Annotated in this window: 18 protein-coding genes; 2 read left to right on the forward strand and 16 right to left on the reverse strand. The window is 57.3% G+C overall.

From position 1 onward, the window contains the following. The first annotated feature begins 112 nt into the window (after positions 1–112). Positions 113–487: a DUF3135 domain-containing protein gene (locus GFER_RS17620; RefSeq protein ID WP_052446155.1), complete on the forward strand. Its 375-nt coding sequence runs from the start codon at positions 113–115 to the stop codon at positions 485–487. A gap of 62 nt (positions 488–549) precedes the next feature. On the opposite strand, the gene GFER_RS07670 is transcribed toward GFER_RS17620, so the two are convergent. After that, positions 550–1278, reverse strand: coding sequence for a uracil-DNA glycosylase (locus GFER_RS07670; RefSeq protein ID WP_082047963.1), 729 nt, complete (start codon positions 1276–1278; stop codon positions 550–552). Between the two features lie 71 nt (positions 1279–1349). Here GFER_RS07670 and GFER_RS07675 point away from each other — a divergent pair, with 71 nt between their 5' ends. Continuing rightward, the gene (locus tag GFER_RS07675; protein ID WP_040098104.1) at positions 1350–2264 is read left to right on the forward strand and encodes a zinc dependent phospholipase C family protein; all 915 of its coding nucleotides are present in this window, start codon (positions 1350–1352) and stop codon (positions 2262–2264) included. A gap of 5 nt (positions 2265–2269) precedes the next feature. Here GFER_RS07675 and coaBC read toward each other — a convergent pair whose 3' ends face one another. From coaBC to ndk, 15 genes are all read right to left on the reverse strand, one after another. Then, positions 2270–3469 carry a bifunctional phosphopantothenoylcysteine decarboxylase/phosphopantothenate--cysteine ligase CoaBC gene (gene coaBC, locus GFER_RS07680; protein ID WP_040098641.1) on the reverse strand — a complete coding sequence of 400 codons (1200 nt, stop codon included), beginning with the start codon at positions 3467–3469 and terminating at the stop codon, positions 2270–2272. Between the two features lie 34 nt (positions 3470–3503). Continuing rightward, positions 3504–4121 carry an MBL fold metallo-hydrolase gene (locus GFER_RS07685; RefSeq protein WP_040098106.1) on the reverse strand — a complete coding sequence of 206 codons (618 nt, stop codon included), beginning with the start codon at positions 4119–4121 and terminating at the stop codon, positions 3504–3506. Positions 4122–4124: 3 nt separating this feature from the next. Then, entirely contained in the window at positions 4125–5273 is a 1149-nt protein-coding gene (locus GFER_RS07690) for a 3'-5' exoribonuclease YhaM family protein (protein ID WP_040098108.1), read from the reverse strand. Continuing rightward, the gene (locus GFER_RS07695; RefSeq protein WP_040098110.1) at positions 5270–6862 is read right to left on the reverse strand and encodes an NAD(P)/FAD-dependent oxidoreductase; all 1593 of its coding nucleotides are present in this window, start codon (positions 6860–6862) and stop codon (positions 5270–5272) included. Before GFER_RS07695 ends, GFER_RS07690 begins: the two co-directional genes overlap by 4 nt. Continuing rightward, entirely contained in the window at positions 6859–8007 is a 1149-nt protein-coding gene (locus GFER_RS07700; RefSeq protein WP_040098112.1) for a response regulator, read from the reverse strand. The genes GFER_RS07695 and GFER_RS07700 overlap by 4 nt, the downstream gene beginning before the upstream one ends. A gap of 151 nt (positions 8008–8158) precedes the next feature. After that, positions 8159–8611 (reverse strand): universal stress protein, encoded by a 453-nt coding sequence (locus GFER_RS07705; protein ID WP_040098115.1) that lies wholly within the window; start codon positions 8609–8611, stop codon positions 8159–8161. A 33-nt stretch (positions 8612–8644) separates the two neighbouring features. Then, positions 8645–9034: a response regulator gene (locus GFER_RS07710; protein WP_040098117.1), complete on the reverse strand. Its 390-nt coding sequence runs from the start codon at positions 9032–9034 to the stop codon at positions 8645–8647. Positions 9035–9207: 173 nt separating this feature from the next. Next, complete coding sequence (locus GFER_RS07715; protein WP_052446157.1) at positions 9208–10032, reverse strand: purine-nucleoside phosphorylase; 825 nt, start codon at positions 10030–10032, stop codon at positions 9208–9210. Further along, the gene (locus GFER_RS07720) at positions 10029–10547 is read right to left on the reverse strand and encodes a response regulator (protein ID WP_052446159.1); all 519 of its coding nucleotides are present in this window, start codon (positions 10545–10547) and stop codon (positions 10029–10031) included. Before GFER_RS07720 ends, GFER_RS07715 begins: the two co-directional genes overlap by 4 nt. Positions 10548–10559: 12 nt before the next feature. Then, positions 10560–11420: a helix-turn-helix domain-containing protein gene (locus GFER_RS07725; protein ID WP_040098119.1), complete on the reverse strand. Its 861-nt coding sequence runs from the start codon at positions 11418–11420 to the stop codon at positions 10560–10562. A gap of 37 nt (positions 11421–11457) precedes the next feature. After that, positions 11458–12207, reverse strand: coding sequence for a tetratricopeptide repeat protein (locus tag GFER_RS07730; protein ID WP_040098121.1), 750 nt, complete (start codon positions 12205–12207; stop codon positions 11458–11460). A gap of 11 nt (positions 12208–12218) precedes the next feature. Beyond that, positions 12219–12758 carry a hypothetical protein gene (locus GFER_RS07735; protein ID WP_040098123.1) on the reverse strand — a complete coding sequence of 180 codons (540 nt, stop codon included), beginning with the start codon at positions 12756–12758 and terminating at the stop codon, positions 12219–12221. A 264-nt stretch (positions 12759–13022) separates the two neighbouring features. Further along, complete coding sequence (gene mtnP / locus GFER_RS07740) at positions 13023–13886, reverse strand: S-methyl-5'-thioadenosine phosphorylase (protein WP_040098126.1); 864 nt, start codon at positions 13884–13886, stop codon at positions 13023–13025. Next, the gene (gene rlmN, locus GFER_RS07745) at positions 13886–14965 is read right to left on the reverse strand and encodes a dual-specificity RNA methyltransferase RlmN (RefSeq protein WP_040098128.1); all 1080 of its coding nucleotides are present in this window, start codon (positions 14963–14965) and stop codon (positions 13886–13888) included. Before rlmN ends, mtnP begins: the two co-directional genes overlap by 1 nt. Before the next feature lie 91 nt (positions 14966–15056). After that, positions 15057–15473 carry a nucleoside-diphosphate kinase gene (gene ndk, locus GFER_RS07750; protein ID WP_040098130.1) on the reverse strand — a complete coding sequence of 139 codons (417 nt, stop codon included), beginning with the start codon at positions 15471–15473 and terminating at the stop codon, positions 15057–15059. Positions 15474–15587 lie beyond the last annotated feature (114 nt).

The following is a 15587-nucleotide window of genomic DNA, read 5'->3' on the forward strand; positions in this document are numbered from 1 at the left end:
ATAGTTGAGTCGTAGGTGAGTTTTTGCCGCACGCGATGCCGCCGTACTCTGCGGTGCATGCAGAACAGTTACAAAAACATGAACATTGCAGCAACGCCAAGAGGGGGTTCTTATGGCTAACGAAGACAGGTATCCGGAGATCCTTTTTGATGAATTGAGTTCACTCTATCAGGATGACCCCGACAGGTTTGAAGAACAGCGTAAGGTCCTTATTGAGCAGGCGATTGAAAATTTTCCCGAAGACTTCCGGCGCCGTGCGCAAGGGCTGCAATTCACCATCGACTGCAAATTGCACAAGTACAGAGATCCGATCATGCGCATGAACAAGATGGTTGAGATTTTCTGGGAACATTTTTCTCTGTTTCAGGAAACCATCAACGATCCGGAAAAAATTCTTCAGGAAAGACGCGCCGCCCAACAGAGTGCCAAAGTCATTCCCTTGCACTGCCGGGAAGATCAGGGGCCCCCTTCCGGGCAACCCCATTGACCTTCTCCCGATACACCAAAAGCCGCTCTCTCTCAGAGCGGCTTTTAACGTTGACCTTGCGCTCAGGATTCGGTCCGCAGACGCTTGAGCACGAGTTTCATGTCTTCCCAGACTTCGCGCTTTCCGGCAGGATTGCGCAGCAGATAAGCCGGATGGTAAGTCGGCATCAAGGCGATGCCCTCATATTCATGCCAGCGCCCACGCAGGCGTCCGAGGGCACTCTGATCACGCACGAGAGTCTGAACCGCAAAGCGTCCCAACGCGACGATCACCTGGGGCGCAATGGCCGCCAACTGACGCCGGAGATAAGGCTCACAGGCCGCGATCTCTTCGGGGTGTGGATCGCGGTTCTGCGGCGGGCGACATTTTATGACATTACAGATGTAAACATCGTTGCGATGAAGGCCCATGGCGAAGAGGATGCGGTCAAGCAGGCGCCCGGCCTCGCCCACGAAGGGCTCACCCTTTTCATCCTCTTCCCGGCCTGGAGCTTCACCGACAAAAACCACGCGGGCGTGGGGATTGCCCACCCCGAAAACGAGATTGCTGCGTCCCTTGCACAAGGGGCAACGGCGGCAGCCGTCCAGTTCCGCATGAATTTCCTCCAGGGTTTCCTGGCGGCAGAGGACGCGGCCACCGCGATCGACACCGGTGACATTCAGCGGACAGGGGGGTAGATTTTCCGGGACAACCTCCCGCGCCGGAACAATCAGGTCCTGTACACCCAAAGTGCGCCAGTCCTGCAGCAGCGCTCGGACTTGGCTGGTGATTTCAAGTAGTTCCTTTTTCATTGACCGCGGAATTGCTCCCTTTACATAATACCAGGGGTATTCTATCCTTTTTGGTAACGACAAGGTGCCTGATGGCTTTTATCATAATAGCAGCTGCCCTGCTCGGGATACTGTGCTTTCCGACAGACGCTCTAGCATGGGGGATTGGTATTCACCTGCAGCTCGGCAGCCATATTCTCGACAAACTGCATCTTCTGCCGGTGGCGCTACAAACCCTTCTGGCGGCACATCCTCAGGATTTTCTCTATGGATGCATCAGCGCCGACATCACTATCGGCAAGAAGTTCACACACCATCTCAACCATTGCCACTCCTGGCGACTGGGCCGCAAGATTCTTGCGGCTGCGGTAACCGATCGACAGAAGGCCTGCGCATACGGCTACATCACCCACCTGGCTGCCGACACCATCGCCCACTCCTACTTCGTCCCTTTTAAAATGGTGCGCAGTTTCAATACGGTGATGCTTAATCACCAGTACTGGGAATTGCGTTTCGAAGCCGAGGTTCCGCAGGACATCTGGGGCACTGCCCGCCAGATCGCCCGACAGGATTTCCGCGAAAACGACACCATGATGCGCAGCGTTCTGGCAGATACGATTTTTTCCTTCAACACCAACAAGCGCATTTTCAACTCGCTGCTGCTCCTGAGCCGACTCCAGCAGTGGCAAAAGGTTCTGCGATCGGTTTCGTCCACCTCAAAGTTCACCCTGCCTGACGAAAGCCGCAGAGAATATTACGGCCTGGCCCGCGAGGCAGCCGAAAGCGTGCTGATACTGATGAATGAAAGCCCCTACTGGAAGGCTGACCCCACGGGGGAAAGAGCCATCTCCGCCGCGCGCATGATCCGCAAAAATCTCCACCTGCTGTGGCTGGAGGGAAAGGTCAGCGACGCTGAGGCGGGAAAAATTGTCGACGGTTTGAAACCCCGCTTCCGCGAGGGAATTACGCGTCCCAAAGAGGTGCTTGATCTGTTGTCCAGCGCCTGATGAAATCAGGTCCCCTTGCGCAGGGACTGGATGCGATCGAGGATGTGCCGGGCGACCTCGTCCTTGGTCATTTCGGGCAAAGCCTCTTCTGTCCCGTCGGGCTGCAGAAGGCGCACGATGTTGGTGTCGACATCAAAGCCGGCTCGCTCCTGGGTCACGTCGTTGGCCACCATCAGGTCCAGGTTCTTGGCACGCATTTTCTTGCGGGCATTCTCCAGCAAGTCGCAGGTTTCTGCGGCAAATCCCACCAGAAATCGGTCCCCCTTGCGGAGTCCGAGTTCCGCGAGTATGTCGGGGTTTTTCTCCAACTCCAAACTCAGTGACTCCCGATCTGCTTTTTTAACCTTGCGCTCACTGCGTCGCGCTGGGCGATAATCGGCCACGGCGGCCGCCTTGATCGCAATGCTGACCTCACCCCAGCGATCCAGCACCGCGTTACGCATCTCTTCAGCACTCACCACGCAAATCCGCTCTACCCCCCAAGGAGCCGTCAGGGCGCTCGGCCCACTCACCAGCAACACCCGCGCGCCGCGCAACCGCGCAGCACGGGCCAGGGCATAACCCATCTTACCCGATGAGTAGTTACTGACGAAGCGCACCGGATCTATTTCTTCGCGCGTCGGACCGGCGGTAACCAGGACTGTTTCGCCGACCAAATCCTGGGGCATCAATACGGCCAGGGTTTCTTCGAAAATATGTCCAGTGTCGGCCAGTTTGCCTTTGCCTTCCCAGCCGCAGGCGAGAAACCCGGTCGCCGGCTCGACGAATCGCAGGCCGAGGGCCGCAAGCTTGGCCTGGTTCTGCTGGTAAACAGGGTTCTCCCACATGTTGACGTTCATGGCCGGCGCAAACAGCACCGGCGCCTTGGTCGCCATGAGGGTCGTGGTCAGCAGGTCATCGGCGATGCCCGAAGCGACCTTGCCGACGACATTGGCGGTGGCCGGTGCCACGACAAAGACATCGGCGCGGTCGGCCAGGGAGATATGGCCGATTTCGCGCTCCTGCAAGAGGTTGAAGAGCTCGCAATGGACAGGATTGCCGGTGAGCGTCTGAAAAGTCAGCGGCGTTATGAACTCCTGGGCGCTGCGGGTCATGATCACATGCACCTCGGCTCCCGCCTTGACATAGAGCCGCACCAGTTCCGCCGCCTTATAGGCGGCAATTCCCCCGCAGACTCCGAGGACGATGGTTTTTTCACGCAACAGCATAAGGCACTCCCCTGCCAGCCGGCAACAGGACTTAGAGAAAGGGGTTGGAACGTTTCTCACGGCCGATGCTGGAATCCGGACCATGACCCGGATGCACCAGTGTGTCTTCGGGCAGAACCAGCAGTTGGTCGCGAATCGCCGTCAGCAATTGGTCAAGGTCGCCGCCGGGCAGGTCGGTACGACCGATGGAGCCTGCAAACAGTGCGTCTCCGGTAAAAACATGGTCGTCCACATACAGAGAAATTCCCCCGGGAGAATGACCGGGGGTTGCCAACACCTTAACCTCCAGGCTGCCCAGGGTCAGAGTTTCGCCCCCGTCAAGCATTCGCGAAGGAGGCGCGGAGGCGCTCACGCTCAATCCATAAAGGGCGGCATGCTGCTCAGCCTTGTCCAGCAGAGCGAGATCGCCGCGGTGAATGAGCAGTTCGGCGCCGGTCTGCTCCACCAACAGGTGGTTGGCGCCAATGTGGTCAAAATGGCCATGGGTGTTGATCACCAGCTTCGCCGTTGCGCCGAGCCGCTGCAAAGCGGCCGTAATGCGTTCGCCCTCCGCGCCCGGATCAATGACGGCGGCCTCCAGGGTCTGCGGACAGGCAAGGATGAAACAGTTGACCTGCAAAGGCCCCACGACTATGCGTTCAACAATCACCGATTACTCCTTATCGTCTTGCGTAGAGAAAAGATCGAGACTCTTGCCCCGTAACTGGTCGCCCAGGGTAAAGCTCGCGCCGCGCGAGCGACTCTCGTTGCTTTTGACGGCCCGGCCCGGCATCGTCTGGGGCTTAGCCGCGGATTGGGGCTTTACAGCCGGTGCCGGCCCCTCAACTGCCGCCGGCGCGGCGGCTTCAGCGCCAAAAGAATCTTTAAAAAAGTAGCGATCATAGAGACGGTGGTAGGCAGTCCAGCCACTCGGACTATCAGGCTCACGCTCCATGTGCGTGCGCACACCGTTGATCTTGGAGTCGAGGTCATCAAGAAAATTGAGGATCACCGCCTCGATGATCTTGGGTCGCTTGGGAGAGCCATATTCATACTGCCCGTGATGAGAGAGCAGCAGGTGTTTGAGCAGCATGGCCAGCCGCGGGGGAAAACCGGGGATGGCGCGAATTTTCTCGTCCACCAATTCCACGCCCATGACGATGTGGCCGATGAGCTTGCCCTCATCGGTGTAATCAAAGGAGCGTTCATAGCAAAGCTCATCGACCTTGCCGACATCATGGAGCAGGGCGCCGGCAACCAGCAGGTCACGGTTGAGGCCGGGGTAGCGACGGCAGATATCGTCGACCAGATCGGCGACCGCCAGGCTGTGCTCAAGCAGCCCGCCGAGATAGACATGATGCATGGCCTTGGCCGCGGGCGCGGTCCGGTAGCGCCGCAAAAAGTCTTCGTCCGCGAAAAAACTCTCAAGCAGTCGCCGAAGATGTCCATCCTCCAGCGAAGCCACCTTGGCATGCAGCTCCCGCTCCATGTCCTCAGGCAGACGTTCACTCACCGGAAGAAAGTCACTGAGATCGATCTGCTCATCGGTGAGCCGCTCCAGATCCTGCACGACCAGTTGCATCTTGCCCAAATAGACACTGGCCTTGCCCTTGGCGAGAATAAAATCATCTTTTTCAAAACGGGTCGCGAACTCATCCACCCGGTCCCACACGCGGCCTTCGATCTCTCCGGTGCGATCCATCAGCTTCAGAGTCATATAGGGCTTGCCGTTTTTGGCCATGGCCATGATCTTATCGCGGACCAGAAAAGGGCTCTCCACCCAATCCCTCTCCTGAATGCTCTCCACAAAAACCTGCTTCACGTACTTCTCCTATCGGTGATCTGTCTCATGACGGCTTCGGCGGCACGCAGCCCATCCAGGGCCGCACTCATGATACCGCCGGCATAACCGGCACCCTCTCCGCAAGGAAAGAGCCCGGGATGGGATAGAGATTGCCCGTCGTCACCACGTATAATGCGTAGTGGCGCCGAGGTGCGGGTTTCGACACCGACCAGGGTGGCCTCAGCCGTGACAAAGCCGCGCATGCGGCGCTCGAACACGGGCAGGGCCCGGCGCAAACCGGTGCCGATAAAAGCGGGCAGAATCCGGTTCAGGTCGGCTTCACGCACTCCGGGACGACAGGTTGAGTGCAAGGAGCCGCGACCGCGACCAAGAAAACTCAACAGGTTCTGGGCCGGTGCATGGTAATCGGCGCCACCTGCTGCAAAGGCTTGAGCTTCCAGCTCCTCCTGCAAGGCTAAACCGCCCAGGGGGCCGGGGACGGGAAAGTCTGTTTCGCGTACGCTCACCACCAAGGCGCTGTTGGACATTTTCCCAGCCCGACTGAGATAGCTCATGCCATTGACCACCAGTCTGCCCGTTTCGCTCGAAGCGGCGATCACTTCACCCCCCGGACACATACAGAAAGAATAGATGCCGCGGCCGCTTTCAGGGTCATTCCAGCTCAGGTTGTAATCGGCCGTCGGCAGTCGTGGATGCCGGGGTAAACCATATTGAATGCGGTTGATCAGCTCCGCTGGGTGCTCTATGCGCACGCCCATGGCAAAAGCCTTGGCCTCCAGCGCCACGCCTGCCTCGGCAAGCATGCGGTAGGTGTCGCGCGCGCTGTGCCCGGGCGCCAAAACCAGGTGGTTGCAGGGCAACTCACTGCCGTTGCCGAGAACCGCGGCCCGAACTCGACCGGAATCCAGACCCAAGGCCGCAAGGCGGCTATGAAAATGGATAGCGACCCCCAGGGATTGCAACCGTTGCCGCAGATTGAGCAGCACCAGGCGTAGGCGATCGGTTCCGACGTGTGGTCGGGACTGCGCCAGAATATCGGATGGCGCGCCAAGGTCGACAAGAGTTTCAAGGACCAGACGAATCCAGGGATGATTAATCCGTGTCGTGAGCTTGCCGTCAGAAAAGGTCCCCGCGCCCCCCTCGCCGAACTGCACATTGCTTTCGGTATCAAGCTCGCCCGTCGCCCAGAAACGGCGCACATCCCGCACACGTTCCTCCACCGGTCGCCCCCGCTCAAGAAGGGTCACAGGCACTCCGCAGCGTGCCAGGTGCCAGGCGGCAAAAAGCCCCGCCGGCCCCATTCCGACGACCACCACCGGAGATGTCGCGGCGATTTTTCGCAAAACCGGTAACGGAGCCGCGACAACCGGCTCCAAGCGCTTCACCGCTTGAGGATCAAGAACCTCGCGCGTTTCCTTCGTCAGATCGAATTCAACACTGAAAACGCGCAGGATTCGAGATTTTCGCCGGGCATCAACGGCGCGGCGCACCACCTTGAGCCCGACAATCTCGCCAGGCGCCACGCCCAGCTGTCGCGCGACAATGGCAGGCAGCTGATCTTCGGCCTGATCAAGATCGAGCCTGACTTCGTTGAGTCGCCAGCTCATAAAGGGAAAATCGGCAACTGAATGTGAAAGGTCGTGCCCTCCCCCGGGTTGCTTGCGACATTGATCTTTCCGCCGTAGCCCTTCACGATCCGCAAAACCACGGACAACCCCAACCCCGTGCCGCGTTCCTTGGTCGTAAAAAACGGATCGAAAACCCGATAGAGGTTTTCCTTGGGGATTCCACGTCCCGAGTCACGCACCTCAATAAAGAAAAATTGCTCATCATACCGTAAGCTGATCCTGAGGCTCCCGCCATGAGGCATTTCATAGAGAGCATTGACAATGAGATTGTTGAAGATCTGCGCGACTTCATGCGCATCAGCCTGGATCAGGGGTGGATTGGGAGCAATGTCCGTCTCGACCTCTACACCCTGCCTATGAATTTGCGCCTCGAACAACTCTAGAGCGTTCTCGACTTCCTTAGCCAGATCAACCCCTTGAAGTTCGACATGAGGTCTCTTGCTGGCATTGAGCAGATTACGCAGAATACCATCGATGCGATCAACTTCTTTAATGATCTTCTCGGGATATTCCCGCAAATCCTCATCGGCGGACAGACTCGAATGCAGGATTTGCGCAAACAGGCTGATGGAGTTGAGCGGATTGCGGATTTCATGGGCCATTCCGGCCGAGAGATGGCCGAAGGCCGCCAGCTTTTCCGCCTGAACGATTTCCATCTGGGCGCGCTCAAGTTCGGCGCTTTTCTCCGCCACACGCTGCTCGAGTTCCTGATTCCACTTTTCGATCTCGGCGCGCAGTTCCTGATTATGCAGTTCGATGCGGCGAATGAGCAGGGCGTTTTCGATGCGGTCGAGCAGATCCTGATTCTTAAACGGCTTGAGCACATAATCCGAGGCTCCGGCCTTCATCAACTCGACGGCAATCTCCTCGCTGCCCTTGCCGGTGAACATGATGACGTAGGTGGCGGGAAAACGCTCCTTGATCTCTTTCAAGGCCGTCATTCCGTCCATGACCGGCATCATGTAATCGAGCAGCACCAGCGGCACGGGCTCTTTTTCAAGAAAATCCAGGCCTTCACGCCCACTCTCGGCCGTGACAACCTCAAATCCCTTGTTTCGCAGAATCATGGAGGTAAGTTGCAGAATGACCTTTTCGTCATCCACCACCAGGATTTTCTCTTTCATGGGGGTCCCGGCATCAGTCAAGAAGTGGAAAAGCAGGAAAAAGCGGATGTCAGCATACCTTGTGCCCAACCCGTTTGACAAGGAGTAAAGGGCCAAAACAAAGAGGCAGCCGAAGCTGCCTCTGAGATGACCACAAAAGAAAGCCGCAGGGTTATTCGGAATCGGTAACGCGGATGGTCATCACCGGAATCGGCGACTTACGCACGACCTTTTCAGCGGTACTGCCGAACAACACATGGTCAAGCCCGGTACGGCCGTGAGTGCCCATGACGATCAGATCGGCTTGTTCCTCTTCGCCTTTCTTGATGATTTCGTCATAGGGAATGCCGGGCAGCACGAAAGTTTCATAATTGCTGTAGTCGCTCAGGTGCTTGCGACAGAATTTCTCCATCATTTTCTTGGCCCCTTCCTGGATTTCCTCCTCCAACTTGTCGAAGGAAATATGCGGGACGTAAAACCCGCGCAGGTCGACGGGTTCGTTGACCACATGCACCAGAAGCAGCCGCGCATCGAATTTCTTCGCCAGAGTCAGAGCGAACTCGAAGGCGAAATCCGAACTTTCGGAAAAATCGGTGGCATAAAGAACAGTTTTTAAATCTTTCATAAAACCTCCACAAAGTAGGGGACCTTGCACCAATCAGACCGTCACTGAATCGCCATGACGAAAGAGCTTGTTCATTACCGACTTAAGTTCATGAAGCTTGACCGGCTTGTTGATATATTCGAAGGCACCCAGGTTCATGGCCTCCAGGTAAGACTCCACACCGCCGTAGGCGGTAATCATGATGACATTGATGCCGGGATGAGAGCGGTGCAGTTCACGCAAAAAAACCAGACCGTTCATTCCGGGCATGTGAATGTCGCTGATGACCAGACTGACCCGGTGATCGCGAATGAAATCAAGCGCTTCACGTCCGTCACCGACGCTGTCCACATCATAGCCTTCCTGTGACAGCAGCCTGCTCAGCCCAATCCGGGCATTTTCCTCGTCATCGACAATGAGAATTTTTCCGACTGAAGACCCCAAGAACTTTGCTCCTTAAGAGAAATTGCAGTGAAAGTCTAGCATGGAGAAGTCGACTGTCAACTCGGCAAAAAACTGATTAAACGACAAATTACAATCAATCAGGCCGATGACAGACCACGCATGCGAAAGGCCCCCATACCGGTTGCATGCGCTGCATCCTAGGTCTGCTTAGGTTAGTCGGCCAAGCGCCAGGAATCAATCAGGACATCAAGCAGCTCGGTCAAACGGGCCGCGCTGCGGCGACCCTCAACCAACACTTCGTCATGGCTCAGGGAAGCGTCACCGCGGCCTGCGGCATAGTTAGTAATCAGCGACAAGCCGGCGACATCAACACCGAGATAGCGCGCCATAATGGCTTCGGGCACCGTCGACATGGACACCGCATCGCCACCCAGACTGGCAACCATGCGGATTTCCGCCGGAGTCTCGTAAGAAGGCCCGAGCAGACCCGCCAACACACCCTGGCGCAATCGAATATTCAGTGCCCGCGCACCCTCAGCCAGCAAAGGAAACAGGTCGTTACGGTAAAGGCGGGAGAGATCGACGAAAGGGGGGGGAGTGCGACCGCGCAAGGGATTATCGCCGGTCAGGTTGATGTGATCACGGATAAACATAAAATCGCCGGGGCGCAAATCTTCGCGGACCCCGCCGGCGGCATTGGTAAGCAAAATTCTTCGACAGCCCAAAGCCGCCGCCAGTTCGACCGGCCGTACCACCTCGCAAGCACGATAACCCTCGTAAAGGTGATAGCGCCCCGCAAAAACCAGCAATCGCCAACCGCCGCGACGCCCCGCCCACAAGCTTCCCTGATGACCGGCAACGGTCGTGGCGGCCATTGCGGGAATCTGGTCGTAGGCAAGGCTTTGCGCACCTTCCAGGGACGCGGTCAGCTCACTGAGTCCTGAGCCAAGAACCACCGCCAGGTCGAAATCCTGGTCGCCAAAACAACGGCGTACCTGCTGCCGGCCAAGAGCGAGAAGATCATCCGTGAGTATCACTGGAGCAACCTGCGAACACGCTCCAGGAGAAAATCGGGCGTGAAGGATTTACCGATAAAGTCATCGGCTCCGGCTGCCTGGGCGGCATCCTGATCTGTTTCCTTGCGAAAAACTCCGCTCATGGCGAGAAGTCGCATGTGCCGCAAACTTGCGTCGGCGCGAATGATCCGCATCAGCTCATAGCCGTTACGCAAAGGGAGGTTCAAATCCAGAATGACAAGGTCCGGCTTTTCGGTTCGCACCAGAGCTAAACCTTGCTCGCCGTCGGCGGCTTCACAGATCTCCAAATCGAGAGGCGCCAGGACATCCCGCACCAGTTCGCGAAAAAAACGAGCATCTTCGATAATGGCGACCTTGGGCCGCCTAGGATCGGCTGCTGCCGAAGGCAACTCTTCAGCAGCCTTGTGAAGAACGAAGACATCGTTGCACTTCGGGCAACGGATGCGCATCCCGGATCTGACACGCTCGCCGGGTACGCGATAGCGGGCTCCACACAGAGGGCAACGAACCAGCATGGCCTGCCCCCCTCAAGGTCCGCCGACCGCATTGACCGCGGTGAGGACCACACGCGATCGGTTTCCGAAAGCCAGAGGGCGCTGGTCGACCCAAAGGCTGATGGCCTCGGGCTCCTGCACCAAAAGCTGAGCCTGAAAACGTGCCTGCCAAGTCACCACGGCGCCGGCCTGCAACTGATAGCCTTGAACAGGGCGACCGTCCAGCACAACTTCCAAGTGCGTCGCCCTGTCGGCCTGCACCCGTACGCTGCTGCCCTCCTCGCGAAGAACTGCCAGAGATCGCGTGTCACCTTCCTGAGCGACCGGCGCGACAAATGCGGCGGAAGCAGCCGCTGAAGGCACATTCGCCGCACCACCCTCTTCGCTAAGCTCATCCTGATCGGGCAACACATCTTCATCGACCGCGGGAGCGGAGGGCGAAGGCAATACCGGCTGCTGTTCAACGGGCGGCGCGGGTGTCTGCGGCATCGGCGCCTGAGAAATCGGCCGTGACAACCAGTACCCCAAAGCCGCTGCGAGAAGAATTATCAACAACAGAACCAAAAGACTGCGCTTGGTCGAGGAAGGCATGGGTACGGATTCGATCAACTCCGTCTCGATCCTGCGCAACTGATCCGGGGTCGCCGCTTCTTCAGGCCTGCGCTGCAGGTAGCATTCGAGCAGCTCTCTGGGGTCAAGATTCAGAAACTCAGCGTACGAGCGCAGAAATCCCTTCAGGTAGGTTTCCCCCGGAAAGGCATCCCAGCGCTCCTCCTCCAATGCCTCGACAAACTGGCGCCGGATACGAAGCTTCAGGGATACATCATCAAGCGAAAGTCCACGTTCTTCGCGACGGTTTTTAAGCTTTTCACCAAAACCTTGAATATCGTTCATACCTTATAGGGGCCGGTAATTTCCCGGTCGATCATGGTTATTGAAGCAGCCGGAGGTAGTTCTGGGCATGGCGGCCGACTTCCGAATCCGGGCTAAGGTCCACCACTCGACGAAAAGCGGCGGCAGCTTCCTGCTGCTGATTAATTTTCATATAGGCCAGGCCGAGCTGGTAGTGCGCCTGAGCATAGGCAGGATCAATACGAACAGCTTCACGAAATTCTTCCAGCGCAAGATCCGGCTTGTTCAAAGCCAGATATGCCTCCCCGAGATGGAGTCGGGCCGGAGCATAACGACGGCTTCTCTGCAATGCCTCCTGGTAGGCGGAAACCGCCTCAAGGTATTCGCCCTTTTGATAATGCGCCATGCCCAGGCCGGTAAAAGCCACCGTGGGCTGGTCGAAGAGCAGATCTTGCGCCGCCGTGCGAAACCGGACGATGGCATCGTCCCAGCGCTGCATGTCGAGATACAAGGCAGCCAGATTGTGATGATAAAGGGCCTCGCGGGGAGCCAGACGAATGGCTTCGAGATAGTGACGCTCAGCTTCGGCATAGGCCCGCATCAGATGGTAGGTCTGCGCCAGGGATTGCTGGATTTGGGGATCGCGCGGCGCCAGTTCGGCGGCCTTGAGAAATTCGCGCAAAGCGGCACTCAGGTTGGGCTCGCGCATGTAGGAGATACCCAGAGTGTGATGCACCTCGGCCTGCTGTACCCGGTCGTGGCCCGGAGCACAACCGACCGCCGTGAACCCAAGAAGAATGAGTAAAATTGAAAAGATAAATAGACGCAAGATCAACGCTCCTAAAAAGCTGCCAGCATTCGTCCGACACTGTCGATCAGCCGCTGACGACGGACCTCTACAGCATCGGGAACAACGGAATCCGGCAGCTTGGCAGCGACTGCCCCAGGTTTACGCGAGCCGTCCGCGCCCGACAGGGCGACGGCAGGCACCGGCGCGGGCCGCACGCCATCGGCCAATGGTAGCGCACGCCACATCTGCTCGCGTTGCTCTCTGGAAAGAGTTTGCACCTCGAGGTCGGTCATGAGAAACCCCATGGACTCGACGAAATAAAGCCCCTCGTCGATAACCGCGTCAACCTCCTGCGGGCCAAGGGTGCCTTGCTCATTGTTATAAAACACCAAACGGGCGGAATCGAAGAGTTCCAGCACAACGGAAACGCGCAAGCTCCGGCCGGCACGAAAAACACAGAGAAAAGCCCCCGCGCGCTGACCGGGAAAACCGCTCAAGGCTACCGGCACGGGGTTGATGGAGCGCAGCAATCGAACCACATGGGTGGAAGCGATGGGGAGTTGGTCTCGGTCCTCGTCAAGGGCGAACATGGGCGCCGCTTCCTCCTCGCTGAAATCTTCGAAAGGCGTCAAGTGATCGAAATGACAGAAAGCGAATGACCTCGAATTCCAATCAATACACCGAGCGACCCGCAGCGTCCGCAACTCGCAGCTGCACAGATTTCTCAGAACGTTCTCCAATAGCCCGGGCTTGCCGATCATCCGAGTTAAACATCATATCACAAGCAATCAACTTAGAGCCATCAACCTGCGATGCGACCTCAAAGCCCTAAACCCGGATCTCAGAAATCCATGCTAAAGGTATTTGCCGATGATCGGCGCCAGATCCCGACGGGTTTGCTCAGGGATCAGGCTCTTGTCGGTCATGATGGCAAATTCCAGTGCGGCCCCGCAGCCACAGCCACGCGCATTACCAAGTTGCTTTGCCGCCGCCTGGATGATGCCACGCGCGGTGGCGACATTTTTCTGGATGATCGCAATGACCGCCTCCACGGAGACATCGTCATGCTCAGCATGCCAACAGTCGTAATCGGTGGCCAGCGCGACGGTGGCATAACAGATTTCAGCCTCACGGGCCAGTCGCGCCTCGGGAATGTTGGTCATGCCGATAATGTCCACTCCCCAGGAGCGGTAGATATTCGATTCGGCACGGGTCGAAAAATTGGGGCCCTCAATGCAAAGATAGGTTCCCCCTTTATGGACGACGGCGCCGACCTGCTTTGCTGAGCTTTGCAGCACCTGTGCCAAATCATCACAGACCGGATCGGCAAACTGCACATGCCCGGCCACGCCCTTGCCGAAGAAGGTAGAGGCACGCTTGCCTTGGGTGCGATCAAAAAACTGATCAGGAATGACGATATGCCCGGGCACAATCGCCTCTTTCATGCTGCCGACCGCCGACACGGAAATGATACGCTCAACGCCGAGGGTTTTCATGCCGTAGATGTTGGCGCGATAATTCACCTCGGAGGGCAGCAAGCGATGCCCGCGACCGTGACGAGGTAAAAAAACCATCTTCACGTTGCCGAGCATGCCGCAAATATAGGCATCCGACGGCGCGCCGAAGGGGGTTTCGACGTGCTCTTCACGCACCTCGATCAGCTCATCCATCTGGTAGAGACCGCTGCCGCCGATAACCCCGATGACAGGTTGTGACATCAGAAAATTCCTCCTGTGGGATTTTGTTGCTGCTCTTTATCCAACCGCCCCTTGAGCTGACCGCAGGCCGCGGAGATATCGGCACCCTTGCTCGAACGGCGGATAGTCACGATATTGCGTTGCAAAAGATAGGACTGAAACGCATCCATCGCCTCACTTGTCGGAGCCTGCCAGTCTGATCCCTCATGCTCGTTAAAAGGGATCAGGTTGACCTTGGCCCTGATCCCGTGCAGCAACCTGACCAGGCGTTTGGCATCGGCGGGGGAATCGTTGAGACCGCGAATCACGATATATTCAAAGGTGATGCTCTGACGTGGTTGCAGGGGATAGTCACGACAGGCCGCCATCAACCGTGCCAGGGGATAGCTCCGATTGACGGGCATCAGACGATCACGCACCTCGTCGGTAGTAGCATTGAGAGAGACCGCCAGATTAACTCGAATCCGCCGCCCCAGCTCGGCCATTTCCGGCACCAGTCCGCAGGTGGACAGCGTAATTCTACGCGGGCTGAAACTCAGGCCTTCTTCGGCGTAAAAAATATGCAGAGCCGTGATGACGCTCTCCAGGTTGTGCAGCGGCTCCCCCATGCCCATGAGCACGATGTTGTTCACCGGGCCATCGACCAGGGCGGCGCAGACCTGGTTAACGATCTCCGCCACGCTGAGGTTGCGCATCAAGCCGAAGGTACCGGTCAGGCAGAATCGGCACTGCATGGCGCAACCAACCTGGGTGGAGATACACAAAGTGCTGCGCCCCTCATCCATGGGGATGCGCACGCTCTCCACCGTCTGCCCGTCGGCCAGGCGCAGCAGATATTTACGGGTGCCGTCGCGACTCGACTCCACCGCTTCGGGAACAAGCCGGGAAACAAAGGAGCGCGCCTGAAGTTCCCGGCGAAAATCCTTGGAAAGGTCCGTCATCTCGGCGAAGTCGCTGACCCCTTGACGATACATCCAGCGAAAAATCTGGCGGGCGCGGAATCGCTCCTTGCCCATACCGCCGAGAAATGCGGTGAGAGCGTCGAGATCAAAATTTTTCAGATCGACTTTGCGATCGGTTTGCACAACAGGTTCAGTCATTACGGCAATTCGTCACGAAAAATAGCCCTTTGGGATTGTACCCAAAGGGCTATCGGTTCACAAGGCTTAACTTTTGGACAATCCAGCCGAATCAGCCGAGAAGTTCAAGACCGGAGAAAAAGTAGGGAATCTCGAAGGCGGCCGTTTCGGGGGCATCGGAGCCGTGAGTGGCGTTCTCGCCGATGGAGACGCCGAATTCCTTGCGCAGGGTTCCGGCATCGGCCTTGGCCGGATCGGTGGCGCCCATCAGATCGCGCCACTTTTTGATGGCGCCGGGAGCCTCGAGCACCATGACGACACAAGGGCCGCTGCTCATGAAATCGGTCAGTTCGCCGAAAAAGGGGCGTTCTTTGTGAACGTAGTAGAAACCTTCAGCTTCAACCTTGCTCATGAAAATCTTCTTGAGACCGACCAGCTTGAAACCTTCGGCATAAATACGGGCAAGGATTTTTCCGGCATGGCCGGAGGCGAAAGCGTCGGGCTTGATGATGGCAAAAGTTCTTTCCATGATGACGTATACTCCTTGAAATTAGCGACGAAGTCAGTAATATAAAGAATTCTTGAATTTGGACGCGTTTTTATCACTGCCCGCCGACAGTGTCAAGGCTTTATCCCCCCACCT

It is taken from the genome of Geoalkalibacter ferrihydriticus DSM 17813, assembly GCF_000820505.1.
Taxonomy (GTDB): Bacteria; Desulfobacterota; Desulfuromonadia; order Desulfuromonadales; family Geoalkalibacteraceae; genus Geoalkalibacter; species Geoalkalibacter ferrihydriticus.